Annotated in this window: 28 protein-coding genes, 1 tRNA gene and 1 pseudogene; 16 read left to right on the top strand and 14 right to left on the bottom strand. The window is 68.9% G+C overall.

From position 1 onward, the window contains the following. The first annotated feature begins 8 nt into the window (after positions 1-8). From ACIGXX_RS14795 to ACIGXX_RS14785, 3 genes are all read left to right on the top strand, one after another. On the top strand, positions 9-998 hold the full coding sequence (locus tag ACIGXX_RS14795) for a helix-turn-helix transcriptional regulator (RefSeq protein WP_351167063.1): 990 nt from the start codon (positions 9-11) through the stop codon (positions 996-998). Continuing rightward, positions 995-1,963, top strand: a complete 969-nt coding sequence (locus ACIGXX_RS14790; RefSeq protein WP_351167065.1) for a helix-turn-helix transcriptional regulator — start codon at positions 995-997, stop codon at positions 1,961-1,963. Before ACIGXX_RS14795 ends, ACIGXX_RS14790 begins: the two co-directional genes overlap by 4 nt. Positions 1,964-2,077: 114 nt before the next feature. Continuing rightward, complete coding sequence (locus ACIGXX_RS14785) at positions 2,078-3,052, top strand: LuxR C-terminal-related transcriptional regulator (protein WP_399975731.1); 975 nt, start codon at positions 2,078-2,080, stop codon at positions 3,050-3,052. A 193-nt stretch (positions 3,053-3,245) separates the two neighbouring features. On the opposite strand, the gene ACIGXX_RS14780 is transcribed toward ACIGXX_RS14785, so the two are convergent. Continuing rightward, complete coding sequence (locus ACIGXX_RS14780; RefSeq protein ID WP_399975728.1) at positions 3,246-3,629, bottom strand: Uma2 family endonuclease; 384 nt, start codon at positions 3,627-3,629, stop codon at positions 3,246-3,248. Positions 3,630-3,997: 368 nt separating this feature from the next. Further along, on the bottom strand, positions 3,998-4,471 hold the full coding sequence (locus ACIGXX_RS14775) for an ATP-binding protein (RefSeq protein WP_361466415.1): 474 nt from the start codon (positions 4,469-4,471) through the stop codon (positions 3,998-4,000). 311 nt (positions 4,472-4,782) lie between these two features. On the opposite strand from ACIGXX_RS14775, the pseudogene ACIGXX_RS14770 reads away from it, so the two are divergent. The 3 genes and pseudogenes from ACIGXX_RS14770 to ACIGXX_RS14760 all read left to right on the top strand — a co-directional run. Beyond that, positions 4,783-4,878 (top strand): annotated as a pseudogene (locus ACIGXX_RS14770) (XRE family transcriptional regulator); the annotation flags it as partial. A 78-nt stretch (positions 4,879-4,956) separates the two neighbouring features. After that, the gene (locus ACIGXX_RS14765) at positions 4,957-5,619 is read left to right on the top strand and encodes a DUF5753 domain-containing protein (protein WP_366461602.1); all 663 of its coding nucleotides are present in this window, start codon (positions 4,957-4,959) and stop codon (positions 5,617-5,619) included. A 1-nt stretch (position 5,620) separates the two neighbouring features. After that, entirely contained in the window at positions 5,621-5,800 is a 180-nt protein-coding gene (locus tag ACIGXX_RS14760; RefSeq protein ID WP_361466417.1) for a DUF397 domain-containing protein, read from the top strand. Here the strand turns inward: ACIGXX_RS14760 and ACIGXX_RS14755 are convergent. From ACIGXX_RS14755 to dnaK, 5 genes are all read right to left on the bottom strand, one after another. Continuing rightward, on the bottom strand, positions 5,797-6,345 hold the full coding sequence (locus ACIGXX_RS14755) for a hypothetical protein (protein ID WP_351167075.1): 549 nt from the start codon (positions 6,343-6,345) through the stop codon (positions 5,797-5,799). The genes ACIGXX_RS14760 and ACIGXX_RS14755 overlap by 4 nt on opposite strands. 105 nt (positions 6,346-6,450) lie before the next feature. Beyond that, complete coding sequence (locus tag ACIGXX_RS14750; RefSeq protein ID WP_351167077.1) at positions 6,451-6,915, bottom strand: heat shock protein transcriptional repressor HspR; 465 nt, start codon at positions 6,913-6,915, stop codon at positions 6,451-6,453. Position 6,916: 1 nt separating this feature from the next. Beyond that, the gene (gene dnaJ, locus ACIGXX_RS14745; RefSeq protein WP_351167079.1) at positions 6,917-8,128 is read right to left on the bottom strand and encodes a molecular chaperone DnaJ; all 1,212 of its coding nucleotides are present in this window, start codon (positions 8,126-8,128) and stop codon (positions 6,917-6,919) included. Between the two features lie 41 nt (positions 8,129-8,169). After that, positions 8,170-8,907 carry a nucleotide exchange factor GrpE gene (grpE, locus tag ACIGXX_RS14740; protein ID WP_351167081.1) on the bottom strand — a complete coding sequence of 246 codons (738 nt, stop codon included), beginning with the start codon at positions 8,905-8,907 and terminating at the stop codon, positions 8,170-8,172. Next, positions 8,904-10,769, bottom strand: coding sequence for a molecular chaperone DnaK (dnaK, locus tag ACIGXX_RS14735; RefSeq protein WP_351167083.1), 1,866 nt, complete (start codon positions 10,767-10,769; stop codon positions 8,904-8,906). Before dnaK ends, grpE begins: the two co-directional genes overlap by 4 nt. A 391-nt stretch (positions 10,770-11,160) precedes the next feature. Between dnaK and ACIGXX_RS14730 the strand changes: the two genes are divergently transcribed. The 7 genes from ACIGXX_RS14730 (at position 11,161) to ACIGXX_RS14700 (ending at position 21,133) form a co-directional block, all read left to right on the top strand. After that, positions 11,161-13,428 carry a (Fe-S)-binding protein gene (locus tag ACIGXX_RS14730; protein WP_351167085.1) on the top strand — a complete coding sequence of 756 codons (2,268 nt, stop codon included), beginning with the start codon at positions 11,161-11,163 and terminating at the stop codon, positions 13,426-13,428. A 193-nt stretch (positions 13,429-13,621) separates the two neighbouring features. Continuing rightward, positions 13,622-14,953, top strand: a complete 1,332-nt coding sequence (locus tag ACIGXX_RS14725) for an FG-GAP repeat domain-containing protein (protein WP_399975719.1) — start codon at positions 13,622-13,624, stop codon at positions 14,951-14,953. 120 nt (positions 14,954-15,073) lie between these two features. Next, the gene (locus ACIGXX_RS14720) at positions 15,074-16,447 is read left to right on the top strand and encodes an FG-GAP-like repeat-containing protein (RefSeq protein ID WP_351167089.1); all 1,374 of its coding nucleotides are present in this window, start codon (positions 15,074-15,076) and stop codon (positions 16,445-16,447) included. 56 nt (positions 16,448-16,503) lie between these two features. Beyond that, positions 16,504-16,677 carry a hypothetical protein gene (locus ACIGXX_RS14715; RefSeq protein WP_361466431.1) on the top strand — a complete coding sequence of 58 codons (174 nt, stop codon included), beginning with the start codon at positions 16,504-16,506 and terminating at the stop codon, positions 16,675-16,677. A 140-nt stretch (positions 16,678-16,817) separates the two neighbouring features. Beyond that, positions 16,818-18,290 carry an FG-GAP repeat protein gene (locus ACIGXX_RS14710; protein ID WP_351167093.1) on the top strand — a complete coding sequence of 491 codons (1,473 nt, stop codon included), beginning with the start codon at positions 16,818-16,820 and terminating at the stop codon, positions 18,288-18,290. 247 nt (positions 18,291-18,537) lie between these two features. Next, a complete protein-coding gene (locus ACIGXX_RS14705) occupies positions 18,538-20,013 on the top strand; it encodes an FG-GAP-like repeat-containing protein (protein ID WP_351167095.1) in 1,476 nt (491 codons plus the stop codon). A 145-nt stretch (positions 20,014-20,158) separates the two neighbouring features. Further along, a complete protein-coding gene (locus ACIGXX_RS14700; protein WP_399975714.1) occupies positions 20,159-21,133 on the top strand; it encodes a Yip1 family protein in 975 nt (324 codons plus the stop codon). An 84-nt stretch (positions 21,134-21,217) separates the two neighbouring features. On the opposite strand, the gene ACIGXX_RS14695 is transcribed toward ACIGXX_RS14700, so the two are convergent. After that, positions 21,218-21,715: a phosphoribosyltransferase gene (locus ACIGXX_RS14695; protein WP_249588778.1), complete on the bottom strand. Its 498-nt coding sequence runs from the start codon at positions 21,713-21,715 to the stop codon at positions 21,218-21,220. An 8-nt stretch (positions 21,716-21,723) separates the two neighbouring features. Then, a complete protein-coding gene (gene dcd, locus ACIGXX_RS14690; RefSeq protein ID WP_351167099.1) occupies positions 21,724-22,299 on the bottom strand; it encodes a dCTP deaminase in 576 nt (191 codons plus the stop codon). A 548-nt stretch (positions 22,300-22,847) separates the two neighbouring features. On the opposite strand from dcd, the gene ACIGXX_RS14685 reads away from it, so the two are divergent. Then, positions 22,848-22,921: transfer RNA gene (locus ACIGXX_RS14685), tRNA-Gly, on the top strand. Between the two features lie 60 nt (positions 22,922-22,981). Next, entirely contained in the window at positions 22,982-23,338 is a 357-nt protein-coding gene (locus ACIGXX_RS14680; RefSeq protein WP_361466441.1) for a hypothetical protein, read from the top strand. A gap of 305 nt (positions 23,339-23,643) precedes the next feature. Here the strand turns inward: ACIGXX_RS14680 and ACIGXX_RS14675 are convergent, their stop codons facing one another. The 5 genes from ACIGXX_RS14675 to ACIGXX_RS14655 form a co-directional block, all read right to left on the bottom strand. Beyond that, on the bottom strand, positions 23,644-24,087 hold the full coding sequence (locus tag ACIGXX_RS14675; RefSeq protein WP_361466444.1) for a PIN domain-containing protein: 444 nt from the start codon (positions 24,085-24,087) through the stop codon (positions 23,644-23,646). After that, positions 24,084-24,344, bottom strand: coding sequence for a CopG family transcriptional regulator (locus ACIGXX_RS14670; RefSeq protein ID WP_351167105.1), 261 nt, complete (start codon positions 24,342-24,344; stop codon positions 24,084-24,086). Before ACIGXX_RS14670 ends, ACIGXX_RS14675 begins: the two co-directional genes overlap by 4 nt. Before the next feature lie 78 nt (positions 24,345-24,422). Beyond that, positions 24,423-24,866, bottom strand: a complete 444-nt coding sequence (locus ACIGXX_RS14665) for a hypothetical protein (protein ID WP_361466450.1) — start codon at positions 24,864-24,866, stop codon at positions 24,423-24,425. Beyond that, on the bottom strand, positions 24,863-25,552 hold the full coding sequence (locus ACIGXX_RS14660; protein ID WP_351167109.1) for a helix-turn-helix domain-containing protein: 690 nt from the start codon (positions 25,550-25,552) through the stop codon (positions 24,863-24,865). The genes ACIGXX_RS14665 and ACIGXX_RS14660 overlap by 4 nt, the downstream gene beginning before the upstream one ends. Positions 25,553-25,663: 111 nt before the next feature. Then, complete coding sequence (locus ACIGXX_RS14655) at positions 25,664-26,137, bottom strand: carboxymuconolactone decarboxylase family protein (RefSeq protein WP_399975706.1); 474 nt, start codon at positions 26,135-26,137, stop codon at positions 25,664-25,666. 180 nt (positions 26,138-26,317) lie between these two features. Here ACIGXX_RS14655 and ACIGXX_RS14650 point away from each other — a divergent pair, with 180 nt between their 5' ends. Further along, the gene (locus tag ACIGXX_RS14650) at positions 26,318-26,683 is read left to right on the top strand and encodes a PH domain-containing protein (RefSeq protein ID WP_351167113.1); all 366 of its coding nucleotides are present in this window, start codon (positions 26,318-26,320) and stop codon (positions 26,681-26,683) included. Positions 26,684-26,751: the final 68 nt, after the last annotated feature.

Here is a 26,751-nt window from a genome sequence, read left to right as displayed (position 1 = left end):
GTGGAGATTTGCTTACAACAGGTGCGAAACCGACACATCCTCACCCTGCCGTCCCCCTTTGTGGAGAGGGGTCGAGGTTGTACGCGAGTGCTCTCAGCAATGGCCGTCTGCCGCGCGAGGAGGCCGAGAACGCTCCCTGCCTACTGGAATCCGCTCTTCTCCACCCGGATCCGGACGACGCGAACTGGCTGCGGCCCGTTTCGCCGTCCGCGGCACTCGCACAGCGACTCCACCCCATCGAGCAAGAAATCAAGGACCGCCGAAACCTGGCCGTTCAACTGGCCGATATTTTCGAGCCATTCATGGCCATCACAGCACGTGAGGAACCGGCTACCCACGCGATAACCGTCCTGGAGGGCGAGGCCCGCATCAACGCGGCCATCGAACGCGCGACGGAGGAGTGCCGTACGGAGGTGCTCACCGTCCAGCCGGGCGGCGGCCGCAGCGAGCAGACCCTCAACATCGCGCTGAAGCGCGGGCAGAGCGTCCTGGACCGCGGCGTCTCCATGCGCACCATCTACCAACACACCATGCGGCACAGCCAGGGCACCCTTGCCTACGCGGCGCGCATGGCCCAGGAGAAAGTAGAGATACGGACCCTGGAGGAGGTGATCGACCGGATGATGATCTTCGATCGCGCCATCGCGCTCATCCCCGCCCGCGCCGATCGCGACGTCGCCCTCGAACTCCGCCATCCCGCCCTGGTCGAGTACCTCGCCAAGGTCTTCGAGCAGCAGTGGCAGTCGGCTACCCCGCTCCTCGACGAGGTTCCGTACGCTCCCTCCACCGACGGCATCACCGGCGTGCAGCGCACCATCGCCAAGCTCCTCATCGAAGGTCACGTGGATGAGGCCATCGCCCGCCGCCTGGGCATGAACGTCCGTACCTGCCGCGCCCACATAGCCAAGATCGCCGCCGCCCTGGGCAGCGGCAGCCGCGCCCAACTCGGCTTTCTGATCGCCCAGTCCGGCATCCTGGACCAGGACCGTCCCAGATGACGGCGGAACCCCACTCCCACGCCCCCGGTGAGTTGTGCGACGTGGGGTCAGAGCTGTACATCCGGGCTCTACGGGAGAATCGCGTCGCGAGCCAGGACGCGGAACCGGCCCCATGCCTGGTCGACTTCGGCCTTCTGTACCCGGACGAGTCGGACCCGCAGTGGCTGAAACCCAGGGCCCCCGCCGTCGCCCTGCCACAGCTCCTGGCGACGGCCGCCGAACGCGTCGCGGACCACCGCCGCCGCGAGGCCCGGCTGGCCGCGGCGTTCGAGCCGCTCATGACGATCAGGACAGGCACCGTCCCGGCTGCGCACGACTCCGCCATCACCGTGTTGAGGAGTTTCGCCGAGATCAACGAAGCCATCGACCGGGCCGTGGAGGCGACTTCGGAGGAAGTCCTCACGATCCAGCCCGGTGGTGCCCGGCCGGCAGACCTGCTGCCGAACGCCGTCCCACCCGAGCAGTCGATGCTCACCCGAGGGGCCCGGATGCGGACCCTCTACCAGCACACGACGCGCCATTCCCTGGCGACCCTGGCCCACTTCGAGCAGCTCGATGGCGACGTCGAAGTGCGCACTCTGGACGAGGTGACAGATCGGCTGCTCGTCTTCGACCGCACCGTTGCGTTCATTCCCGCCACTACGGACCGCTCCATCGCCCTGGAACTGCGTCATCCCGCCGTCATCGACTTCCTCGTCACGACGTTCCACAGCCTGTGGCGTCTTGCGACGCCCATGTTCCCGAACACGGAACCGCAGCCCACGAAGAATGGCATCACCGCCCGCCAGCGCGCCATAGCCACTCTCCTCATCGAGGGCCTGACCGACACCGAGATAGCCACCCGCCTCGGCATGAACGTCCGCACAGCGCGCGTCCACATCGCCAAACTCGCCACCACGCTCGGCAGTGAGAGTCGCGCCCAACTCGGCTATCTCATAGGCCAGTCCGGGATTCTCGACCGCTAGCCACGAGAACGGAAGCCCGGAGAAAAACACACTTCAACCGTGCCGCCGCCTCCGAAAAGCGCTTGGCCCCTGCATAGAATCGCGTCGCTTCAACCAGGACAGGAGGGAGCGCGCATGGCCGTGCAGCACGTACCGCACACCGTCGAGCAGCTCTGTGGGACCGGCTTGGACGTCTACACCCGCGCCTTGCGTGCGGGCCGCATCCGGAGCGAGGACGCCGAGGAAACCCCCTGCCTCGTCGATTTCAGCCTCCTTCACCCGAGCCTGGACGACATTCGGTGGCTGCACCCCACTGCTCCCGCCGTCGCCCTGCCCCGCCTGCTTCGCACCTTCGAGGACCACATCGAAGACCAGCGACAGCTCGAGGCACGGCTCACCTCGGCGCTCGAGCCCTTCATCGCTCTGGACGCGGAGCCAGAATCCGTCGAAGAGGCTCCCGCCATCACCGTCCTCGACGGGCTCGAGCGCATCAACGCGGCCATCGAGCGGGCCATGCGTGACGTCACCGAGGAGTTCCTCGCCGTCCAGCCCGGCGGCACCCGCCCTCCGGAGGCCTTGGCCGAAGCGTTTCCTCGAGACCAGGCGATCCTCAGCCGCGGCTGCCGCATGCGCACGCTCTACCAGCACACGACGCGTCATGCCCTGCCCGTGCTCGCACACTTCGAGCAGCTCGACGGAGATGCCGAGGCCCGCACCCTCGACGAAGTCACCGAGCGGCTCTTCGTCTTCGACCGAACGGTGGCCTTCATCCCGGCCAGCGGGGACCGCAGCATGGCCCTCGAACTACGCCATCCAGGCCTCGTCGAGTACTTCGCCACCACCTTCGACCGCCTGTGGCGCCTGGCCACCCCCATGTGGCCCCAGGCCGCTCCCCAGCCCTCCGAGAACGGCATCACGCCCCGCCAACGCGCCATCGCCACCCTCCTCGTAGAGGGCCTCACCGACGCCGAAGTCGCCGCCCGACTCGGCATGAACATCCGCACGGCCCGCGTCCACATCGCCAAACTCGCCACCACCCTCGGAAGCCGCAGCCGGGCTCAACTCGGCTATCTCATAAGCCAGTCCGCGATCCTCGACCCGGAAGCCTGAGTCGCCGCAGACGCGAACAACCAGCCCACCCGTGCGCCCACATCTGCACCATTTTGCCCCCGCCCGAACTATCCCCTCACGATTGCGCCATCGCGGACGGTGAGGGTCGCGCAGTCGCCCCTCACGATGCCGTATCGAGGAACACTCGGGGTGGCACCGGCTCGATGGCCGACTCGGCCATAGCCCCGTCCCCTTACCCCCGCCGCGCCCCCGTGATCGCCTCGCTGATCGTGAACCCCTTGGCAGGCCCCTCGGGGATCGCGACCTCCGTCCCGTACGGGACTCGGTGGACGCCGATCCAATCCGCCTTCTCCGGCTGCGGCTCGGTCAGGATGGTGACGGTGCCGTCGCCGTCGTAGTCGTCGATGATCACGTATACGGGGATCCCGGCGCGGGCGTACTCGCGGCGCTTCCGCGCCCGGTCACGCCTGCGGCGCTCGCGGCCCGGCGAGACGACCTCGACGACGAGACTCACCCCGGCGACCTCGACGCCGATGCCTTCGGCGTCGACATGGGGCTCCAACTCCCTGGGAGCGACGAGGCAGTCCGGGATCCACGTCTTGCGCCCGTGGACCACATTCGTGTCGTTGTAAGACGCGTACTGACTCGGCCAAGGTCAACGCCAAGGCATCTCGCAGCCGGTTGACGATCTGGGCATGGGCGATGCGACCGGTGGGCGACACCTCGATGGCTCCCTCGATGATTTCAGCGCGGTAGCCCTCGGGGAGTTCCATCGCCTTCCATGCCTGCCACAGCACCTCGTCCAGCTCGACGGCGGACGGGGCCGGCTCGGTCTCGGTGTCAGGCATGGTCTTGGGCCTCTCAGCTGCAAGAGCGGTCATGATGGCGCACCACCTTTCCAGTGCGGGCTCGGCATCCTCGCGGCACAAGCAACGCGATCACAGTAGGTACGTGGGTGGGGCCGACCAGGGGAATCTCCCCCGGTCACCCGATGCGGTGAGGGCGGAACGGTTCCCCGGCCCCGGCTTCCCCCAGCTCGAACCAGACCCCCTTCGCGTACCGCCCCGCCCTGTCGTCCGCGACGCCCCACGTGTCGGACAGGTCCGCGACCAGGGCGAGCCCCCGCCCCCAGCAGGCGGCCGCCCCGGCTGCGGGGTGCGCCACCACGATCGGGGGGTCCGGGCTCTCGTCGAAGACGGTTACCCGCAGGCGGGTGAGGGTCAGGAGGATGCGGAGCATCGCGGAGCCCTTGGTGTGCAGGTGCACGTTCGTGATGAGTTCCGAGGTGCAGAGGGTCGCCGGCATGGCCAGCGCTTCTCGGTCCAGGGTGTGGAGCACCGTGCGTACGAAGTCCCGGCAGACCTTGGGTGATGTCGCGTCGCCCGGGGTGAACAGGCTGTAGTCGTAAGCGAGTTGGGCGGGGCGGTAGGCGGTGGCGTGGGGGCGGTCTGGTGGCATGACGGTTGCTCCCGTCGGGAGGGGGTGAGGGGCCCTGCCGGGCGACGATGGCGTTGCCCACGCGTGCCTGGGGGGTGCGGTGGGTGCCTTTCGGCTTGTGGGCAGGGGGCTTCAGGGGCTCCAGTGGGTGACTGGCGCGACACTTACAGTAGGGAGTGAGGGTTACCGTGTGCAACCTATTCGTCACATTCAATGGACCCCGCAGCTCAGACGGGGCACACTGACGGCAACCCGCGGAAAGAGGACTTACGTTGGCACTCCGCACGAGCACCACTGAGCGACAGCGCCGCCTGGGCGCGGAGTTGCGGAAGATGCGTGAGCAGGCCTGCTACTCCGTAACGGAGGGAGGCGAGTTCATCGGCATGGGGCGTGCCCACCTCGGTCATGTCGAGGCTGGGCGCACGGCCATTCCCTCGGACAAGCTGCGGACCCTTTGCCGCTCGTACAGGTGCACACGGGAACCCCTCGTCGAAGCTCTGGTCACCATGAGCGAGGAAAGCGGCAAGGGCTGGTGGACCGCCTACCGCCAGGTCCTCCCTCAACCCGTGCTGGACCTCGCAGAGCTGGAGGCAGCTGCCGATGCTCTGCATTCGTACGAGTCACTGTTCATCCCCGGCGTTCTCCAGATCGCCGAGTACACACGCTCGATCTTCATGTCCAGCCAGAGCGAACGCTCCACGAGCGAACTCGAACGTGCGGTCCAGTTCCGGATGGAGCGGCAGAAGATCCTCACCCAAGAGCGGCCCCCGACCCTGCATGCGGTGATTCACGAGGCCGCGCTGCACGTGCGATTCGGCGGCACAGCAGTGATGCGCAAACAGCTGCTGCACCTGATCCGCATGGCCGAAATGCCCCATGTCACCATCCAGGTGCTGCCGTTCACGGCAGAGGGGCTCTCCGCCTTCAGCACCCCGTTCCTGCTGATCGGCTCGCACGGGGCTGCTCTGGACACCGTTCTCGTCGAGACCCCGGCGTCCTCTCTCTACGTGCACGAGCGCGAGGCGGTGGACAAGTACACGACGCGATTCGCTCGCCTCTCCTCCACAGCCCTGCCGCCCCTGGACGCGAAGGTACCCGCGTCCGCCCACGACTCACGCGACACCCTGAGTCTGATCCAGCACCTGCTCTACAGCCTCCAGGAGATCTGACATGCCCCAACTCGACTGGCAGAAGTCCACATTCAGCGAGGACCAGGCGAACTGCCTCTACATAGCCACCGCCCCCGACGGAACCATCCGTCTGCGCGAGAGCGACACCCCGGAGACGATCCTGACCACCGGCCCCGGCACCCTCGCCGCGCTGCTGAACGCCCTCTCCGAAGAGGGCTAGGCGGCGCCCCCGTCGGTCCACTCCCGCAGCAGCCTCTCGCGATCCGCCGCCCGCGGCGAGCCCCCCTCCCGTGCCCGCCCCCACTGCGCCATCGTCGCCAGCGTCGTACGCAGAGTGGCCTCGCCCTGCGTCATGCGGGTCAGGAGCGTCTGGGACAGGTCGTACTCCGTCTGGGAGTAGCCGGCGGCTGTGGCGGCGATGTAGGCCGCCAGCTCGGTCTCGCCGGACGGTGATGCGAGACGTACCGTCATCAGCGGTGCCTCGTCCGCGCCGCCGAGGCCCACGGTGAGGGCCAGGTCCACCAGCGTGACCACCTGCCGCTTCACGGACTTGAGCAGCACGGCGCCCTGGCCCTTCAGGGACTTCACCGGCACGTCCTCCACCGTCAGGGCGCTCACCTCGTCCCAGGGGTAGAACCCCGACTGCTTGTCGCCGAGGGCCACGATGCCCTCCGGCGTCAGCCGCACCCCCGCCGCCAGGCCGGACGGCTTCGCGCCCACGTACACATCGCCCTCGGCGATCCAGAACAGGCCCACCATGGCCATCGTCGCTCAACTCCCCCGGAGAAACCGTCCGACTACGCGCAGGGGCCGGGAGGTTGCCACCTCCCGGCCCCTGCTCAGACTACTAAGCCCCTAAGAGCTACCGCGCTACTGCTCCGTCGCCCGCTTGGGGCGCCACACCACCAGCGCGCTCGCCTGCTGCACGTCCTGGTACGGGACCAGGTCGCGGCGGTACGACGCGTGCACCGCGGCCTCGCGCTGCTGCATCGCCGCCGCCGCGCCCTCCACCGCCGAGGACAGCTCCGCCACCCTCGACTGGAGCGCGGCGACCTGATGCTCGAGCTCGATGATCCGCTTGATGCCCGCGAGGTTGATGCCCTCTTCCTGCGACAACTGCTGCACCGTGCGCAGCAGTTCGATGTCGCGGGCGGAGTAACGCCGCCCCCGGCCCGGCGTGCGGTCGGGGGAGACGAGGCCCAGGCGGTCGTACTGGCGCAGGGTCTGCGGGTGGAGCCCGCTCAGCTGGGCGGCCACCGAGATGACGTAGACCGGCGTCTCGTCTGTCAGTTGGTACGCCCGCCCAAAATTGGACTGTCGACGACGGCCGTCCATCTCATGCTCCCTTCGCGGCCTGGAACAGTTCTGCCCGCGGATCGTCGTCCGCAGTCGCCTTGCGGTACGCCTCCAGGGCTTCCTTCGCCGTGTCGGAGAGCTCGGCCGGAACCGCTACCTCCACCGTCACGAGCAGGTCGCCCCGCGAGCCGTCCTTGCGCACCGCGCCCTTGCCCCGCGCCCGCATCGTACGACCGTTGGGAGTGCCCGGCGGCAGCTTCAGCGTCACGGCGGGGCCGCCCAGCGTGGGGACCTTCACCTCGCCGCCCAGTGCCGCCTCGGTGAACGTCACCGGCACCGTCACCGTCAGGTTGTCGCCCTTGCGGCCGAAGACCGGGTGGGTGTCGACGTGCACGACCACGTACAGGTCGCCCGCCGGACCGCCCCGTTCACCGGGGCCGCCCTTGCCGCGCAGGCGGATGCGCTGGCCGTCCGACACTCCCGCGGGAACGCGGACCTGCATCGTGCGCGACGACTTCGCCCGGCCCGAGCCCTTGCAGACCTCGCAGGGGTCCTGGGCGATGAGCCCGCGGCCCTTGCAGTCCACGCAGGGGTCCGTGAGGGAGAAACCGCCGCCGCCTCCCCGCGTGACCTGGCCCGTGCCGACGCAGGTCGGGCACACGCGCGGTGTGCCGTTCTTGTCGCCGGTGCCGGAACAGGCCTTGCAGGGCGCCTGCGATGACATCCGGAGCGGGACCGTGGCCCCGTCCACCGCCTCCGTGAAACTCAGCGTGACCTCGGACTCGATGTCCTGGCCGCGCCGGGGCTGCGTACGCGTGCCCGCGCCGCCCGCGCCCGTGCCGCCTCGGTTGAACAGGCCCCCGAAGACGTCACCCAGACCGCCCCCGAAGCCACCGGCACCGCCCGCGCCGCCCGCTCCACCGCCCGGGGCGCCGCCTCCGAAGAGGTCGCCCAGGTCGAAGTTGAACGAACCGCCGGCGCCGCCCGCTCCGGGGCCGGCCCTGAAGCCGCCGTTGCCGAAGAGAGCACGAGCTTCGTCGTACTCCTTGCGCTTCTTGGGGTCCCCGAGGACGTCGTTCGCCTCGGAGATCTCCTTGAAGCGCTCCTCCGCCTTCGCGTTGCCCTTGTTGGCGTCCGGGTGGTTCTCGCGGGCGAGTTTCCGGTACGCCTTCTTGATCTCGGCTTCGGTGGCGTCCTTGGGGACGCCGAGGACCTTGTAGTAGTCCTTCTCGATGAAGTCCTTGGTGCTCATCCCCGACGTCCCTCCTCTCGCTTCACAACAGCTCCGTTACGTCAGCCCTCGTCCGGGCCACCGGTCTCCTTGTCCTCCGCCGGTTCGGCGGAGTCCGTGGAAGCAGCGGTCCCAGAGGCTTCCGCGTCGCCCTTGACCGTCTGCGCGCCCGGCTGCGGCTCGGCCACGGCCACCCGCGCGGGGCGGATGGTGCGCTCACCGATGCGGTACCCCGGCTGCAGGATCGCGACGCAGGTCGTCTCCGTGACGTCCGGCGCGTACGAGTGCATCAGGGCCTCGTGGATCGTCGGGTCGAAGGGCTCGCCCTCCTTGCCGAACTGCTGGAGGCCCATCTTGGCGACGACCGTCTCCAGGGCCTCCGCGACCGACTTGAACCCGCCCACCAGCTCGCCGTGTTCACGGGCGCGGCCGACGTCGTCCAGGGTCGGGAGGAGCTCGGACAGGAGGTTCGCCGCGGCGATCTCCTTGACCGTGACCTTGTCCCGCTCCACACGGCGGCGGTAGTTCTGATACTCCGCCTGGAGCCGCTGGAGGTCCGCCGTGCGCTCGCCGAGCGCGGTGCGCACCTGGTCCAGCTGAGCGACCAGACCCACGTCCTGAGCGGACGGGGCGGACTGAGCCGACTGGGCGGATGTCTTGCTTGCGTCCCCGGCCGGGGCCGCCGGGCCCTCCTCGGTGGAGGGCTCGGCGGCCTGCGGCGCCGCGTCATCAGGGGTGGCGCCGGAGGGGACGTCGGGCTTCTCGGCGTTCTCGCCGAAGCCCGGAGTCTCCTCGGTCATGCGGCGCCGCCCTTCGCGTCGTTCGGCTTCTCGTCGTCGACGATCTCGGCGTCGACCACGTCGTCGTCCTTGGACATGTTCGGGGCCTCGCCCTCGGGACCGGGGGCAGCGCCCTCGGCACCGGCGGCCTGCGCGTCCGCGTACATGGCCTGGCCCAGCTTCTGCGAGACGGCCGCGACCTTCTCGGTGGCCGTGCGGATCTCCGCCGTGTCCTCGCCCTTGAGCTTCTCCTTCAGCTCTTCGACGGCGGACTCGACCTCGGTCTTCACGTCACCGGGGACCTTCTCCGCGTTGTCCGCGAGGAACTTCTCCGTCTGGTAGACGAGCTGCTCGCCCTGGTTGCGGGACTCGGCGGCCTCGCGGCGCTTGTGGTCCTCGTCCGCGTACTGCTCGGCCTCCTGGCGCATGCGGTCGACCTCGTCCTTCGGCAGCGAGGAGCCGCCGGTGACGGTCATCTTCTGCTCCTTGCCGGTGCCGAGGTCCTTGGCCGTCACGTGCATGATGCCGTTGGCGTCGATGTCGAAGGCGACCTCGATCTGCGGGACACCGCGCGGGGCCGGCGGCAGGCCCGTGAGCTCGAACATTCCGAGCTTCTTGTTGTACGCCGCGATCTCGCGCTCGCCCTGGTAGACCTGGATCTGGACGGACGGCTGGTTGTCCTCGGCCGTCGTGAAGATCTCCGAGCGCTTGGTCGGGATCGTGGTGTTGCGCTCGATGAGCTTGGTCATGATCCCTCCCTTGGTCTCGATGCCGAGGGACAGCGGGGTGACGTCGAGGAGCAGGACGTCCTTGACCTCGCCCTTGAGGACACCGGCCTGGAGGGCGGCGCCGATGGCGACGACCTCGTCCGGGTTCACGCCCTTGTTGGCGTCCTGGCCGCCGGTCAGCTCCTTGACGAGCTCCGCGACGGCGGGCATACGGGTCGAGCCACCGACGAGAACGACGTGGTCGATCTCGGAGAGCTGGATGCCCGCGTCCTTGATGACGTTGTTGAACGGGTTCTTGCACCGCTCGAGAAGGTCGGACGTGAGCTGCTGGAACTGGGCGCGGGTGAGCTTCTCGTCCAGGTGCAGCGGGCCCTCGGCGGACGCCGTGATGTAGGGCAGGTTGATCGAGGTCTCCGTGGAGGAGGACAGCTCGATCTTGGCCTTCTCGGCCGCCTCGCGCAGGCGCTGGAGCGCCATCTTGTCCTTGGAGAGGTCCACGCCGTGGCCGTTGTTGAACTGCTTGACCAGGTAGTCGACGACGCGCTGGTCCCAGTCGTCACCACCGAGGTGGTTGTCGCCGTTCGTGGCCTTCACCTCGACGACGCCGTCGCCGATCTCCAGGAGGGACACGTCGAAGGTGCCGCCACCGAGGTCGAAGACGAGGATCGTCTGGTCGTCCTTGTCGAGGCCGTACGCGAGAGCGGCGGCCGTCGGCTCGTTGACGATGCGCAGGACGTTCAGGCCCGCGATCTCGCCGGCCTCCTTCGTCGCCTGGCGCTCCGAGTCGTTGAAGTACGCCGGGACGGTGATGACCGCGTCGGCCACCTTCTCGCCCAGGTAGGACTCCGCGTCGCGCTTCAGCTTCTGCAGGATGAACGCCGAGATCTGCTGGGGGTTGAACCCCTTGTCGTCGATGTCCACCTTCCAGTCAGTGCCCATGTGGCGCTTGACCGAACGGATGGTCCTGTCGACGTTCGTGACCGCCTGGCGCTTGGCTACCTCGCCTACCAGCACCTCGCCGTTCTTCGCGAAGGCGACGACGGACGGCGTGGTCCTGGCGCCCTCGGCGTTGGTGATGACGGTGGGCTCGCCGCCTTCAAGAACGCTGACGACAGAGTTAGTCGTGCCCAGGTCGATGCCGACCGCACGTGCCATTTCGATTCCTCCAGATGTACTTCTTGAGTGGATCTGGCTCAAGGATGCATGAGCGCTTCGCTGGAGTCAACAGAGCTGAGTCGGGGGCACTCAACTCTTATCCCGGGCTTACGCGCAACCTGGAGGCCCCCAAACGGGGGCGCGGCGCTCGGCTGCCGGTCCGTCGCGGCTGGTCGCGCCCACGCGGCGGAGCCTCCATGTCGCCAGCCCCGCGCCCCTGCGGGGCGCTCCCCCGGGCGAAGTGACGGCGCCGACGCGGCAAGGGTTGCCTGAGCGACGCAGATCACCGCCGTGCTGGCTACAGTGCGGCTGAGTAAGTGGGTAGTCTCAGACGGACTGCATAAGTTACCGCTTAGTAATAGTTCGCCTCGCAGGCCCGAGGAGCCCCCAAATGCAACTCGCCGCGATCATCGTGTCGCTGGTCCTAATCGCGGTCGGCGTCGCGCTGTTCGGCCGTGCCATCGTGCAGATCTACCAGTTCATGCGGCTCGGCCAGTCCGTCCCGGCAGGCACCCGCACCGATCAGCCCGTGCAGCGCACCGTCACCGTGGCCAAGGAGTTCCTCGGCCACACCCGCATGAACCGCTGGGGCGTCGTCGGCGTCGCGCACTGGTTCGTGGCGGTGGGCTTCTTCTCGCTGCTCCTGACCATCGTCAACGCCATCGGCCAGCTCTTCAAGGCCGACTGGATGCTGCCGATCATCGGCGAGTGGGCGCCGTACAACATGTTCGTCGAGTTCATCGGCACGATGACCGTCGTCGGCATCCTGACGCTGATCGTCATCCGGCAGCTGAGCAACCCCGACAAGCCGGGCCGCAAGTCCCGCTTCGCGGGCTCGAAGAAGGGCCAGGCGTACTTCGTCGAGGCCGTCATCCTCATCGTCGGCGTCTGCATCTTCACGCTGCACGCCCTTGAGGGTGCCCAGCACCACGTGGACAGCTACGAGGCGTCGTTCTTCATCTCGTACCCGTTCGTCTCGTGGTTCGGCGGCATGGACCTGTCCACGCTGCAGAACCTCACGTACTTCTTCGCCATGGTCAAGATCGCGACGTCCTTCATCTGGATGATCACCGTCGCGCTCAACACCAACATGGGCGTCGCCTGGCACCGCTTCCTCGCCTTCCCGAACATCTGGTTCAAGCGCGACGCGGCCGGCACCACGACGCTCGGCGAGCTCCAGCCCATGACGTCCGGCGGCAAGCCGATCGACTGGGAGGACCCGGGCGAGGACGACGTCTTCGGCGTCAGCCAGGTCGAGCAGTTCTCCTGGAAGGGGCTCCTCGACTTCAGTACGTGCACCGAGTGCGGCCGCTGCCAGTCGCAGTGCCCCGCCTGGAACACCGGCAAGCCGCTCTCCCCGAAGCTCCTGATCATGTCGCTGCGCGACCACGCGCACGCGAAGGCCCCGTACCTGCTCGCCGGTGGCGGCAAGGACATGGAGGGCAACGAGAAGGCGACCGAGGAGCAGCTCAAGGACGTTCCGGCCGCCGCCATCGCCGAGGCCGAGCGCCCCCTCGTGGGCACCGCCGAGGAGAACGGCGTCATCGACCCCGACGTCCTGTGGTCCTGCACCAGCTGCGGCGCCTGCGTCGAGCAGTGCCCGGTGGACATCGAGCACATCGACCACATCGTCGACATGCGCCGCTACCAGGTGATGATCGAGAGCGCGTTCCCGTCCGAGGCCGGGACGATGCTCAAGAACCTGGAGAAGAAGGGCAACCCCTGGGGCCTGGCGAAGAAGCAGCGCCTGGAGTGGCTCAAGGAGCTCGACTTCGAGGTGCCGGTCGTCGGCAAGGACATCGAGGACCTCACCGAGGTCGAGTACCTCTACTGGGTCGGCTGCGCGGGCTCCCTGGAGGACCGGGCGAAGAAGACCACCAAGGCCTTCGCGGAGCTGCTCAACATGGCGGGCGTCAAGTTCGCGATCATGGGCGGCGACGAGAAGTGCACCGGTGACTCCGCCCGCCGCCTGGGCAACGAGCCGCTGTTCCAGCAGCTCGGCCAGGAGAACGTGGCGATGCTGAACATGGCGTTCGGCGAGGATGACGAGGACGAGTCGACCAAGAAGCCGAAGACGGCCAAGAAGATCGTCGCGACCTGCCCGCACTGCCTCAACACGCTCGGCAACGAGTACCCGCAGCTCGGCGGCGACTACGAGGTCATCCACCACACGCAGCTGCTCCAGCACCTCATCGACGAGGGCAAGCTCATCCCCGTGACGCCCGTCGAGGGCCTCATCACCTACCACGACCCGTGCTACCTGGGCCGGCACAACAAGATCTACACGCCGCCGCGCGAGATCATGTCCGCCGTCCCCGGCCTGCGCCAGCAGGAGATGCACCGCCACAAGGAACGCGGCTTCTGCTGCGGCGCGGGTGGCGCGCGGATGTGGATGGAGGAGCGGATCGGCAAGCGCATCAACACGGAGCGGGTCGACGAGGCGCTCAGCCTCAACCCCGACATCGTGTCGACCGCCTGCCCGTTCTGCCTGGTGATGCTGACCGACTCCGTCAACGGAAAGAAGAACGACGGCGCCGCGAAGGAATCGCTCACGGTCGTGGACGTCGCCCAGCTGCTGCTCGACTCCGTGAAGACCCCGGTGGACCCCGCCGGTGAGTCCGAGACCGCGGACGAGCCGGAGCCCGAGCCGGTGAAGTAACACCCGTAGCGCGACTCGAAGGCCGGTTCCGCCCTCAGGGCGGGACCGGCCTTTCGTGTCCCGCGGAAGGGGGGCATCATGTGCTGGTTGTTGTCGGGTGGGGCGGTCGGGGCGGGTGATGGGCATGCGGAGTGCCGGGATACGTGGCGTTCGTAACGTCAGACACGGCGGTGTCGCGAGGCGCGGGGGTGTCATGGGCACGGCAGCCGTGGTCGGCTGCGCGCTGCTGCTCGCCGGATGCGGCGGCGGCAGCGACGACGCCGCGGGCAAGCCCGACGCACGCCACCGGCCCGTCAGCATGGCGGGCAAGGGCGCACCCCAGCAGCCCGTCCCCCAGGGCAAGGGCAGCAAGGTCGAGGACGACTTCAACGGTGACGGCGCCCCCGACCTCGTACTCGACGACCTGGTGCACAGCGGCCACGGCGACGACGCGGGCATCGGCGTCGTCTACGGCTCCGGCAGCGGACTGCGGCCCGGCGCGCGGCAGTTGCTGAGCGCGCGGGCCAACGGGGCCCGCACCAAGGGCGAGTTGCCCGCGTCCTTCGAGTCGGAGGCGGCCTGCGACCTCGACAAGGACGGCTTCACCGATCTGCTGGTCTCCACCGATCCGCCGTACGACGGCCTGGGCCAGCCGCCCGTGCCGCTGCAGATCCTCTTCGGCTCGCCCAAGGGCCTGACCGGCAAGGCCGTGAAGGTGAAGGTGCCCGCGCAGTCCCGCATCGGCAACGACTGGTCCGACCAGCCGGTGTGCGGGGACTTCGACGGGGACGGCGCGAGCGACCTCGTCCTGCACGCGAGCGGCGCCCGGCTCACCTTCCTGCGCGGCCCGTTCAAGCGGTCCGGCGCCCCGCGCGCCGCGGGCAAGCCGCTGGCCGCGCCCGGCAACGACCTCGTCACCGGCAGGGCCACGGACGTCGACCGCGACGGCTACGACGACCTCCTGGTCCGCAAGGCCGCGAACGCGTCCGGCACCGCGGCCGGCGCCCTCGTCCTGGGCGGCCCGAAGGGCCCCGCAGAGACCGGGGTGCTCTTCCCCGCGGGCACGGAGACCGCCTTCGGCCGCTTCGGCGGGGGCAAGGGCACGGACGCCGCCGTCGCGGGACCGAACGGGGTCGCCCTGCGCTACGACGTGCCCGGCACCCAGCGCGGGACCATGGAGTCCAAGAACGTGGCCGTGGACACCGGCGACCTCGACGGCGACGGCCTGAGCGAGCTGATCATGAGCGGCGGAAGCAGCGGGAACGGGGGCGGCACCGGTGAGGTGCGGGTCTTCAGGGGACGTACCGGCAAGCTGGACATGAACGCGTCGGCGAACGTGATCCCCTCCGCCAAGGGCACCACCCAGGTCCTCGCCATCGCGGACTTCGACGGCGACAAGCGGGCCGATCTGGTCCTGCGGACGTACGAGGGAGAGGGCAAGGACACGGTGGGGGTGTATCCGGGGGTGAAGCTCGACCTGGTCACACGCAAGCCGCAACTGACGTTCTCCACGGGGGAGTTCCTCGCCCTGGGGGACGGGGCGTAGGAGGTCCGCCGGAGAGCTACCGTTCACCCGGGCTTCACCTCCCCTCCTCCGTCGCACAACCATTCGTACGCCCCACATGTCACACCCCCGGAAGCATTTCCCCACTCCCGGGAGTCCCACGTGCGCGTACGTAATCTGGCCATCGCCGCGAGTGTCGCGGCCCTTGCCGCGGCGGGGCTGACGTTGCCGCTGGCGGGCACGGCGAGTGCCGCTTCGACGCTCAAGGACGACTACAACGGAGACGGATACCGCGACCTGGCGATCGGCACCCCCCGGTCCAACTCCGTCACGGTGACGTTCGGTTCGGCCTCCGGGGTCTCCGAGCGCCGCTCCGTCACCCTCACCCAGAACACGGCCGGGATACCCGGGGTCACCGAGGCCGAGGACGAGTTCGGCGAGAACATCACCAGCGGCGACACGAACGGCGACGGCTACGCCGACCTGATCGTCGGCGCCCCCGGCGAGCAGGTCGAGGGCAAGCCCTCCGGTTCCGTCACCGTCATCAAGGGCGGCAAGAACGGCTTCACCTCCGGCGCCCACGTCCTGAACGCCCCCGAGGACACCGCGGGCCGCTTCGGCGAGGCCACCACCTGGAACGACCTGGACACCGACGGTTCGCCCCAGCTGGCCGTGATCAGCGGCGACAACTGGTGGTACTACACCGGCGCACAAGGCCGGGCGTACGGCCTGGAGGTCGACTTCATCCCCGAGGGCGCCCACCTGGACGGCATGGTCGCGGGCCACTTCAAGTACAAGGACGTGTACGGCTTCGTCCTGTACGGCGAGCGCGCGGACGGCGGCGCCTACACCGCGTTCATGAGCGGCGGCGTCGGCGACTACGGCTACCAGGCCGAGGTCCTCGCCGAGGGCGGCGATCCGACGGCCACGCGCGACGCGGCCACCGCCGGTGATGTCGACGGCGACGGCTACGACGATCTGATCACCGGCAACTCGGGTGCCACGAGGGGCGGTTCGGTCACCGTGCGGCTCGGCGGCGACCGGAAGTTCGCCGCCCCGGTGACGTACGACCAGGCCAGCACGGGCATCCCCGGCGCCGACGAGGCGGACGACGGCTTCGGCGCGTCCGTGGCCGCGGGCGACGTCACCGGCGACGGCCTCGCGGACCTCGCGGTGGGCACGCCCGGCGAGGAGGTCGACACGGTGGACGGGGCCGGCAGCGTGACGCTCCTCAAGTCCACCGCGGGCAGGTTCACCTCGGGCAAGGCCTGGCACCAGGAGACCGCGGGCGTGCCCGGCGTCGCCGAGGCGGGCGACAGCTTCGGTACGTCCGTGCGCCTGAAGGACATCAACAAGAACGGCAGGGCGGACCTGGCCGTGGGCGCGTCCGGCGAGGACATCGGCACGAAGGTGGACGTCGGCGCCGTCTGGGTCCTGCGCGGCACGTCGACGGGCCTGACCTCGTCGTACGCCGCCTCCTTCAACGGGACCGACTTCGGGCTCGGCGGCGTGAGCTTCGGCACGACATTGCGCTGACCGTCCGCCGCCTCACCCTCACCCGCCTTCACGTGTACGAGAGTTGGAGAAAGCCAGTGCTTCCAGTCCCGCAGCACCTGCGGAAGCCCGCCGGCGAGGACGCGAAGTCGGGCGGCGTCTGGTACGCCCGCACCCCCACGTACGGCCCCTCCTCGACGGTGACGTCGGTGACCCCCGGAAAGCTGGGGCTCTCGGGCGCCAGTGGGTACGGGGCGGTGCTGAGCCGGTAGTGGGCTGAGCCGGTAGCAGGCTCAGCCAGCTGAGTTTCCCGGGACGGGCGGGAGGTTCTCCACCTGTCCCGGGGTTCGACCACCCCCCTGAGCAGACCCCTGATCAGACCTCCTGATCAGACAACGACCCAGGAGCCTCCGTGCCCAAGCACAAGCGCACCACCTCTCACAGACCCGGCCGCCTGGCCGTGGCGACCGCTGCCGCCGCGGCCCTCACAGGCGGACTCCTCACCCTCACGGCGACCTCCGCGACCGCGGCCCCCGCGGCCACGCAGCCGGACGACGCCGACTTCAACGGCGACGGCGCGGCCGACCTCGCCACCTCCGCCCCGCACGCCAACGTGGGCGGCAAGGACAAGGCGGGCCAGGTCGTCGTCACGTACGGCGGTGCCGAGCAGCGCCACGTCACCTACAGCCAGAACAGCGCGGGCGTGCCCGGCACCGCCGAGACCGGCGACGTCTTCGGCGCCGACACCGCGTACGGAGACTTCGACAGCGACGGCTACGACGACCTCGCCGTGGGAGCCATCGGTGAGGACGTCGGCACGGACGTCGACGGCGGCACCGTCCAGGTCCTGTGGGGCTCCCCGAACGGACTGTCCGGCGGCTCCACGGTCAAGGACCCGCGCCCCACCAAGCACGACCGGTTCGGCGGCCCCCTCCAGGCGGGCGACTTCGACGGCGACGGCAAGGACGACCTCGCGGTCGGCGCCGCGTCGGGCGCCGCGACCATCGACATCTTCGACGGCGGCATCAAGCGCACCGGGGCGACCGGCGGCCGCTACACCGTGCTCCCGCCCATCCACAGCGGCGAGGGCGCGGGCCCCTTCAACCTGCACTCCGGTGACGTCAACGGCGACGGCAAGGACGACCTGATCGTCGACGGCTACTCCACCGCCGACGACTACAACGCCAACCTCTGGCTGCCCGGCAGCGCGAACGGCGTCACCACGACCGGCGTCCAGCGCCTGCCCGCCGGCTACATCACCGACGTGGGCGACACGGACGGCGACGGCTACGGCGACGTCATCATCGGCCTGACCTGGGACGAGGGCATCGACGGCGCCCACAAGGGCGGCACGGTGTACGTGGTCAAGGGCAACGCGAACGGCCCGTACGGCGACAGCCAGGCGATCACCCAGGACTCGGCGGGCATCCCGGGCGGCGGCGAGAGCGGCGACTCCTTCGGCTCGGAGCTCGACCTCGGCGACGTCAACGGTGACGGCCACCTCGACCTGGTCGTGAGCTCCCCGGGCGAGGACCTGGACGGGGTCGCCGACGCGGGCTCGGTCACGCTGATCTACGGCGCGGCGGACGGCTCGGGCCTCTCCACGCAGGGCGCGGTCCTCTACAGCCAGGACACCCCGGGCATCCCCAACGCCAACGAGAAGAACGACTACTTCGGCTCGGACGTCCACATCGACGACCTGAACGCGGACGGCCGCGGCGACGTGGCCGTCGGCGCCCAGGGCGAGAACGGCTCCAACGGCGCCTTCTACCTCCTGGACGCCCTCCCGGACGGCACCCTCGCGGGCACGTCCGGCACCTACACGTCAACGGTGGGCATCTCGTCCACAGGCACCCCCCGCCTGGGCACCAACTTCGCGGACTAGCCGCGCGGTTCTCCCGGCACAACCCTCACCGACCCCGGGCCCGCACCCCTCCGTGCGGGCCCGGCCCATGCACCGGGACACCAGGCCTGCGGCCCGGAGGGCAACCCTTGGCCAATCCCAGGTGTCACACAGGTGAACCGGTCGAAGCGACTGGGTCAATCGAACGCGTTTGTAGCAGTGAAGCTGGGCAGTCCCAGCGGTCAGATCCCGTCAGATCCCTGTGTTCACTTCCCAGTTGGAGCTTCCAGTGCCCCTGCGCGCACGCACCCGTACCCTCGCCGTCGCCGCCACCGCGACCGCCCTCGCCGCGACCGGTCTCGCCCTTCCCCTCGCCGGCGCCGCGACCGCCGCTCCCTCCCCCGCGCCCCTCACCAGCGACTTCGACGGCGACGGGTACGACGACCTCTTCGTCGGCGTGCCCAACGGCAGTGTCGGAGGCAAGGCCAAGGCCGGATACGTGAGTGTCGTGTTCGGTGGGGAGAACGGGCCCGGCCCGCACAGTGTGCGGCGCATCACCCAGGCCACCGTCGAGGTGCCCGGCACCCCGGAGAGCGGGGACCGCTTCGGGGGGTCCGTCACGGCCGCGCACGTGGACGACGACAAGTACGCCGACCTCGTCATCGGCGCTCCGGGCGAGGACATCGACGACAAGGCCGACGCCGGGTCCGTCACCGTCCTGTACGGCACCGGCGACGGCTTCGCCCTCGCCAACACCGCCGCCCGAGGCGCGAAGGCCGGGGACGTGTACGGGAACTCCCTGGTCGCCGCCGACTTCACCGGTGACACGGACGTCGACCTCGCGATCGGCGGCAAGGACAAGGTCGTCGCCAACTTCAATCCGCTCGCCGCCGACACCCAGCCCCTCATGGCCGACCGCATGGGCGGCCGCGCCCCCGTCATGACGACCGGTGACTTCGACACCGACGGGCTGCCCGACCTGGCCCTCGCCTACTACACGAAGAACCAGCCCTACACCCAGTCCCACCTCCGCCTCTACGGCTGGAACAAGGACGAGGGCTCCATGGCCAACTTCTGGAACAACTCCAACGGCGCCGCGAACGCCCTCGTCTCCGGCGACTTCAACGGCGACAACTACGACGACCTCGCCGTCGGCAACTGCCGCGAGATCGCCGACGAGAACATCGACGACCCGTGCGGCCCGGAGGAACTCACCAAGGGCGGCGGCATCCACATCCGCTTCGGCGGCCCGAACGGCAGCTTCGGCTGGGAGCAGCAGACCTTCAACCAGGACACCGCGGGCGTGCCCGGAGTCGCCGAGACCGGTGACGGCTTCGGCGACGCCCTCACGGCGGCGGACATCGACGCCGACGGCCACGACGACCTGATCGCGGGCGCCCCCGGCGAGGCCATCGGCAGCGCGGCCAAGGCGGGCAGCATCACCGTCCTGAAGGGCGGCGAGATGGGCCTGCTCGACCCGGCGGGCGCCGCGAACCCGGGGGTGGCCGCCTACCAGCAGAACTCCCCCGACATCCTGGGCGTCGCCCAGGCGGGCGACCTCTTCGGCGGAGCCCTCGCCTTCGCCGATCACAACGGGGACGGCGTCCCGGACCTCTCCGTCGCCGCGCCCGGCGAGAACGCCTCCTCGGGCGGCGTCTGGAACCTGCCCGGCGCCAAGGCGGGCGGCTCGGTCGTCACCCCCAACTCCCTTGGCCTGCCTGCCTCTTTGGACCCGTGGGCGTACGGAGCGGTGCTCGGGAAGTAGCCGGTCACACCTGACGCAGCCGCTCACCGGGACCCTGGGGAAAACCCCTCAGGGTCCCCCTAAGGGTTGTCACAGGTCAGCGGCAAAGCCTCTCTCCTCCCGAGGAGGGACGACCCGGGCCCTTGAGACCAGGTACGTTCGATTCGTGGCTGGATTCAGGATCGGACGCGGCCGGGACAACCGCACCCCGCAAGCGCGACCCCAACAACGACCGCGGCAGGAGCCGTACGGGCAGCAGGCCCCCCAGGGCCAGCAGCCGCCGTACGGCTACCCTCAGCCGCCCTCCCAGCAGTACGGCGGCGGTCAGCCGCCGTACGGCCAGGGCCAGGGCGGGCAGAGAGGCCAGGGCGGATACGGCGGGCAGCAGTGGCCGCAGGCGGGCGGCAACCACGGCAACCACGGCGAGCCGGAGTACTTCGGCGGGCCGCAAGGCCCGGGACACGGAGGCCAGGGCGGCCAGGGCGGCTTCGATCCGTACGCCGCCAACAACCCCGGTCACACCCAGGCCTTCTCCGTAGGTGAGGACCCCTACAACCAGGGCGACACCTACCGCGCAGGCCAGGCCCCCGCCCCGGTGGGACCCCGCCTGCACTGGAAGGACCTCCTGCGCGGCATCGTGCTGCGCCCGGGTCCGACCTTCCTCCAGATGCGGGACTACGCGATGTGGGCCCCGGCCGTCGTCGTGACGTTCCTCTACGGCCTGCTCGCGATCTTCGGCTTCGACGGCGCCCGCGAGGACGCCATCAACGCCACGCTCTCGACGGCCGTCCCGTACGTCCTGACGACCGGCGTAGCGATCACGATCAGTGCCTTCATCCTGGGCGTGGTCACGCACACCCTCGCCCGCCAGCTCGGCGGCGACGGCGCCTGGCAGCCGACGGTCGGCCTCTCCATGCTGATCATGTCGATCACGGACGCGCCCCGCGTGGTCGTCGCGATGTTCCTCGGCGGCGGCCAGCCCTTCGTCCAGCTGCTCGGCTGGGTGACCTGGATCGCGGCGGGCGCGCTGCTCACGACGATGGTGAGCAAGTCGCACGACCTGCCGTGGCCGAAGGCGCTGGGAGCGGCGTCGATCCAGCTGCTCGCGCTGCTGGCGATCATCAAGCTGGGTACGTTCTAGTAGCTCTAGTACTTGAGACGGAGGAAGGGCCTCGGCGGAATCACTTCCGCCGAGGCCCTTCCTCGTCATACCCCTCGTCCTGCCTCAGGCGTCGAGAACCTGCCCGGCGCGCCGCACGACGGGCGCTTCGACGCTCCACGGGAAGTTGATCCAGTCGTCGGTGCGCTTCCAGACGTACTCGCACTTCACGAGCGACTGCGACTTCTCGTAGATGACGGCGGACCGCACCTCGGCGACGTGGTCGAGGCAGAAGTCGTGCACCAGCTTCAGCGTCTTGCCGGTGTCGGCGACGTCGTCGGCGATCAACACCTTCTTGTCGGTGAAGTCGATGACGTTGGGCACGGGCGCGAGCATGACCGGCATCTCCAGCGTCGTCCCCACCCCCGTGTAGAACTCCACGTTCACCAGGTGGATGTTCTTGCAGTCGAGTGCGTACGCGAGCCCGCCCGCGACGAAGACGCCACCTCGGGCGATGGAGATGATCACGTCGGGCTGGTACCCGTCGTCGGCGATCGTCTGCGCGAGCTCGCGCACCGCACCGCCGAACTTCTCGTACGTAAGGTTCTCGCGCACGTCACTCATGCTGGATGTCACACCTGGGTCCGATGGAAATTGAGGAAGGAACGGGAGGCGGTCGGCCCGCGCTGCCCTTGGTAACGCGACCCGTAGCGCTCCGAGCCGTAGGGCTCCTCGGCGGGCGAGGTCAGCCGGAACAGACACAGCTGCCCGATCTTCATGCCGGGCCACAGCTTGATGGGCAGCGTCGCCAGGTTGGAGAGCTCCAGCGTCACGTGCCCGGAGAAGCCGGGGTCGATGAAGCCGGCGGTGGAGTGCGTCACGAGCCCGAGCCGCCCGAGGCTGGACTTGCCCTCAAGCCTGCTGGCGAGGTCGTCGGGGAGGCTGATGATCTCGTACGTCGAGGCGAGCACGAACTCGCCCGGGTGCAGGATGAACGGCTCGTCGCCCTCGGGCTCCACGAGCCGCGTCAGGTCGGCCTGCTCGACGGAGGGGTCGATGTGTGGGTAGCGGTGGTTCTCGAACACCCGGAAGTAGCGGTCGAGCCGCACATCGATGCTGGAGGGCTGCACCATGGATTCGTCGTACGGATCGATCCGTACTCGTCCGGTGTCGATCTCGGCCCGGATGTCCTTGTCTGAGAGAAGCACGCACCGAGGATACGCAGAGCGCGCGGGCCCGCCCCAATCGGACGTCCCCGCGCGCTCCGGTTCTCCACTTTCTGTCCTGCTGTCCTGCTGGCCTGCTGCCCTGCTGTCCCGCTACCGCTACCGCTTCTGCGACGCGACCGGCACGGCATGCCGCAATCGGGCGCATCGCGGACAGCGGATGAGCCGGCCGGGTCCGAGCCGGTCGGCCTTCTGCATCGGGAACGAAGCAGTGCTGAACACGTGCCCTTCGGCACATCGGACGACGGTGCGCTCCATCAAGTCCTCGAGTCCCTTCCCCAAAGCCGTAGTTGAACTCGTAGCGTCCCGCACTCTGCTCGTACGCGAGCTGACGACGAAAGGCCACATTACGGGACGAAAGGGGCGCCCCTCCAGGCGGCACTCCGGTCTCTCACCGTACGCCCCAACTCCCGCGTCCCGAAGCGCCATCCAAGCCCCGGACAGCACACAGACCCCACGGCAAAAGCGCCCGGGGCCTGGGATGAGGTAGAGTGTGCGACGTTACGACACCGCCACAGACGGTGTCTTTCGCGGGTGTAGTTTAGTGGTAGAACATCAGCTTCCCAAGCTGAGAGTGCGAGTTCGATTCTCGTCACCCGCTCCATGGAAAGCCCCCAGGTCATGGACCCGGGGGCTCTTTGCTGCAGCATGAAAGCCTCCGGGCATGAGCTACGACTTGGCTGTGTGGGAGGGCGAGCGCCCTGCGAACGGCAAGGCGGCCGCGCGAGCGTTCACCACCCTCTATGAGCGCTACATCGATACAGATGCGGAGCATCCACCGACCGAACGCATAGCGGCTTACGTTGCTGCCCTCCTGGAACAGTGGTGTGACGTGACCGAGGATGAAGAGGACACCTCTCCCTGGTCGACGGGGCCATTGATCGGAGAGGCACGCGGCCCGCTCGTCTACTTCCCGATGCGCTGGAGCATGGCTGAGGAGGCCTCCAGTTACGCGGCGACCCTCGCGGACTCCATGGGGCTGGTCTGCTTCGACCCTCAGCAGAACCAGCTCAGGCCCTGAAGGCGGGGGCACGCTTCCGTCTCAGCCTCCGTCTCATTCGGTGCCGTTCACGGCCGTTCAGACGGGACTCGGTGCGCGGCCGACGCTGACAGGTCTCTCCTTGGCCATCGACGAAGCCCGACCGCTGGTTAGGTCCCGGGCTGTACCCGGGCCGCCCCCATACAGAGTCGGGGATGCAGCTGCTCTATGGAGCTGGACACCTCGGAAGTCGACCGCGCGTCCGAGACTCTAACCATCAGCACTGACAACGTGCCCGCCTACGAGCACGATCGCTCACGCTCTTGCGAGTTCGATTCTCGTCTGCGTCAGAGCGGGAGATCGTCCGGCAGGACTCGGAAGGCCTTGTGGCGGCCGAGGGGGCGTACGGCTCGGAAATCGCGGCGGTCGAGTGTGAGGATCGCGTCCGTGTCGTAGTCGGCGGCCAGTGCCACGTTCACCGCGTCCGCGAGGTCCAGGTCCAGCGACTTGTAGCGCGTGCGGACGGACTGGGCGGCGTCCAGGTGGTCTTCCGTGATCTCCGGCGCGACGACGCGGCCCCGGCGCATCCAGTGCCGGATGTCGTCGACCGCGCTGAACGCCGCCTCCCGGCCCAGTTCGCGCGTCGCGACGTGGTCGAGTTCGGCGAGCAGGAGCGGGGACATGATGAGGAGGCCGGCGGCCAGGATCGCCTCGTTCGCCGCGCCGTGCTCCGGGTGAGTGGAGTCGAGCGCGGCCAGCAGGCCGGAGGTGTCGGCGACGACGATGATCACGCGGCGGTTCCGGAGTCCGTCTCACGGACCACCGCGTCGGCGACCGTGTCACGGACCTCGGCCTTGGACGGCGTACGGCCCCGCCCCTCGAAGGTTCGCGAGAACAGCGGCTCGTCCCAGACCCGGTTCGCCATGGCCGCGAGGTGGATGCCCTGGCGAATGATCTCGGCCTCGCTTATCCCCCTGCGCTTGGCGGCCTCCTTGATGATCGCCAGGTCCTCGGGGTCGGCGTAGACGTTGGTCCGCTTCATAGACATGTACCAAGGGTAGTCCATGTACCTGGTGTGGGGCATATCTGTGTCGTCAGGGCCTGAGGCCTGCCCTGGTGCCCGCGATTACGGCAACTGTGCCGCGAAGAATTCGAAGTTGTGTTCCTGCTCGCTCACCGCTGCCACCGCGCCGAAGTCGTGTCTGAGGAACACCCATGAGGCGTCCTGGGCCCGGCGGATCGTGGCGAACCAGGGGGTGGGGGGTATTCGGAACTCGATCCAGGGGGCGAGGTCCAGGTCCGTGAGCAGGTAGGCCTTGGTGTTGAAGCCTTGGTGGGTCAGGAGTTCCTCCGCCCAGGGGTCCAAGCCTTCCTGAGAGATCCCTCGTGTCGCGGTTGGTTCTGTGGTCGTGTTCCAGAATCCGCGTACGGTCTCCAGGGCTGCGGCGGGCACCTCCGCGTGCGTCAGTGTGCGGGTCGTGATGATCTCGGCGGCGGCGAGCCGTACTCGGTTGAGTTTCTGTGTCTCGCGGCGCTCCCTGAGTCTGCGCTGTAGTTCAGCGGACGTCATAGGGGCGGGTGGGCTCGGTGGGGGCCCAGTTCTGTTAGTACGTCGGCCAGTTGGGTGGGCGTCAGGGCGGGGGGCGGGAGCGGTGATGTCGTCCGGGATGCGCGGAGGCCGTCCAGGAGCAGGGTCAGGGGGCGGCGCCAGGACTCCGGGGTCGTTGCCGTCGTCAGGGCCGGGATGGCTCGGCCCAGGGCCGCCAGGGCGAACAGGACGTCTTCCGTGGTGGCGTCGGGGCGGACCGTGCCCTGCTCGCGGCCCCGGCTCAGCAGGATCTCCATCGTCTCGCGGTTGTGCGCGTGGACGGTCTGGAGCGCTTCGATGCCCTGCAGGTGCGTGGTCATGAGGTCGTTCGTGCCGCGGTCCGCGGCCAGGGTCACGAAGACCGCCTGCAGGTAAGCGTTCAGCGCCGTCCAGGCGTCCGGGGCCGTGCGGGCCTCCTCGCCTGCCGTCATCGTGCCCGTCAGCAGGTCGTGGAAGACGGCGTCGATCAGGGCGGCGCGGGTGGGGAAGTTCCGGTAGAGCGTCGCGTTGCCCACGCCCGCCCGGCGGGCGATCACGTCCAGCGGCGCCTCAAGCCCCTGCTCCGCGAACACCTCGCGGGCCGCCCCCACCAGGAGATCCCAGTTCCGCCGCGCGTCGCGGCGCCGTGGGGGCGCCGGACGGTGCGAGCGGTCTGCGTCGCCGGTCATCGTCGTTCTCAGCCTTCCCGCCGAGGGAACAAGCGGGGAGCACTCCCCAGTCGCGATGCTATCGGGCCCATCGGGACCGGGCGCGGGTCTGGGGAGTGCGGCCGGCCGCCCTTAGCCGAACTGGCCCGGCTGGTAGTCGCCGGCCGGCTGCTGGACGATGACGTTCACGCGGTTGTACGTGTTGATGAGGGCGATGAGCGACACCAGGGCGGCGAGCTGGTCCTCGTCGTAGTGCTTGGCGGCGTTCGCCCAGACGTCGTCGGTGACACCGCAGGCCGCGTCGGCGATACGGGTGCCCTGCTCGGTCAGCTCCAGGGCGGCGCGCTCGGCGTCGGTGAAGACCTTCGCCTCGCGCCAGGCGGCGACCAGGTTGAGGCGCACGGAGGTCTCACCGGCGTGCGTGGCGTCCTTGGTGTGCATGTCGGTGCAGAAACCGCAGCCGTTGATCTGGCTGGCGCGGATCTTCACCAGCTCCTGCGTCGCGGCGGGAAGCGTGGAGTCCGACACGGCCTTGCCCGCCGCGTTGAGGTGCTTGAGGACCTTGCCCGCCAGCGGGCTGCCGAAGAGGTTCAGACGAGCTTCCATGGTGTTCTCCTATGCCTATGCCGAAGCCGAAGCCGAGGCCGCGGTTGCTGCCGTTTTCGTTGCCTTCACTTGTCTGACGGATGAGCCCGCCCAGATGTGACAGGAACCAGGAGCCAGGGGCCGAGCGTTAGTCTGAAGATCCGGTTGGTCCGGTTGAGTTCGAGTAATGGGGGGTCTCTCATGGCACTGTTCGGAAACGCGCACACGATCGATCCGATGGCCGCACAGCAGGACTACGCACGGCTGTTGGGCCACGGCGAGCAGGTGCAGGCCGCGTTCCTGCTGATCCGCGACACGATGATCTTCACCGACCGCCGCCTCGTCCTCGTCGACAAGCAGGGGATAACGGGCAAGAAGGTCGAGTACCACTCGGTTCCGTACCGCAGCATCACCCACTTCTCGGTGGAGACCGCCGGTCACTTCGACCTCGACGCCGAGCTCAAGATCTGGATCTCCGGCACCCACGAGCCCATCCAGAAGACCTTCACCAAGGGCGTCGACATCTACGAGGTGCAGGCGATCCTCACGCAGTACGTGGCCCGCTAAGAGCAGCAGCCCGCAGCCGCCGACGTCGGCGCCCCTCTCTCCTGTGCGCCGAAGCCCCTGGGCAGCTC

The organism is Streptomyces sp. NPDC055243 (assembly GCF_044544025.1).
Classification (GTDB): domain Bacteria; phylum Actinomycetota; class Actinomycetes; order Streptomycetales; family Streptomycetaceae; genus Streptomyces.
The sequence above is the reverse complement of the archived record's forward strand: the minus strand, read 5'-3'. Positions and strand labels throughout refer to the sequence as shown.

Coding starts and splice junctions, on each gene's coding strand:
- ACIGXX_RS14765 (WP_366461602.1), top strand. CDS start 4,957: ATGAGCGAGGAAAGCGGCAAGGGCTGGTGGACCGCCTACCGCCAGGTC.
- ACIGXX_RS14650 (WP_351167113.1), top strand. CDS start 26,318: ATGGCACTGTTCGGAAACGCGCACACGATCGATCCGATGGCCGCACAG.
- dnaJ (WP_351167079.1), bottom strand. CDS start 8,128: ATGAGCACCAAGGACTTCATCGAGAAGGACTACTACAAGGTCCTCGGC.
- ACIGXX_RS14660 (WP_351167109.1), bottom strand. CDS start 25,552: ATGACCGGCGACGCAGACCGCTCGCACCGTCCGGCGCCCCCACGGCGC.
- ACIGXX_RS14670 (WP_351167105.1), bottom strand. CDS start 24,344: ATGTCTATGAAGCGGACCAACGTCTACGCCGACCCCGAGGACCTGGCG.
- dnaK (WP_351167083.1), bottom strand. CDS start 10,769: ATGGCACGTGCGGTCGGCATCGACCTGGGCACGACTAACTCTGTCGTC.
- ACIGXX_RS14730 (WP_351167085.1), top strand. CDS start 11,161: ATGCAACTCGCCGCGATCATCGTGTCGCTGGTCCTAATCGCGGTCGGC.
- ACIGXX_RS14695 (WP_249588778.1), bottom strand. CDS start 21,715: ATGAGTGACGTGCGCGAGAACCTTACGTACGAGAAGTTCGGCGGTGCG.
- ACIGXX_RS14750 (WP_351167077.1), bottom strand. CDS start 6,915: ATGGACGGCCGTCGTCGACAGTCCAATTTTGGGCGGGCGTACCAACTG.
- ACIGXX_RS14785 (WP_399975731.1), top strand. CDS start 2,078: ATGGCCGTGCAGCACGTACCGCACACCGTCGAGCAGCTCTGTGGGACC.
- ACIGXX_RS14680 (WP_361466441.1), top strand. CDS start 22,982: ATGAGCTACGACTTGGCTGTGTGGGAGGGCGAGCGCCCTGCGAACGGC.
- ACIGXX_RS14775 (WP_361466415.1), bottom strand. CDS start 4,471: ATGCCACCAGACCGCCCCCACGCCACCGCCTACCGCCCCGCCCAACTC.
- ACIGXX_RS14655 (WP_399975706.1), bottom strand. CDS start 26,137: ATGGAAGCTCGTCTGAACCTCTTCGGCAGCCCGCTGGCGGGCAAGGTC.
- grpE (WP_351167081.1), bottom strand. CDS start 8,907: ATGACCGAGGAGACTCCGGGCTTCGGCGAGAACGCCGAGAAGCCCGAC.
- ACIGXX_RS14725 (WP_399975719.1), top strand. CDS start 13,622: ATGGGCACGGCAGCCGTGGTCGGCTGCGCGCTGCTGCTCGCCGGATGC.
- ACIGXX_RS14665 (WP_361466450.1), bottom strand. CDS start 24,866: ATGACGTCCGCTGAACTACAGCGCAGACTCAGGGAGCGCCGCGAGACA.
- ACIGXX_RS14760 (WP_361466417.1), top strand. CDS start 5,621: ATGCCCCAACTCGACTGGCAGAAGTCCACATTCAGCGAGGACCAGGCG.
- ACIGXX_RS14790 (WP_351167065.1), top strand. CDS start 995: ATGACGGCGGAACCCCACTCCCACGCCCCCGGTGAGTTGTGCGACGTG.
- ACIGXX_RS14755 (WP_351167075.1), bottom strand. CDS start 6,345: ATGGCCATGGTGGGCCTGTTCTGGATCGCCGAGGGCGATGTGTACGTG.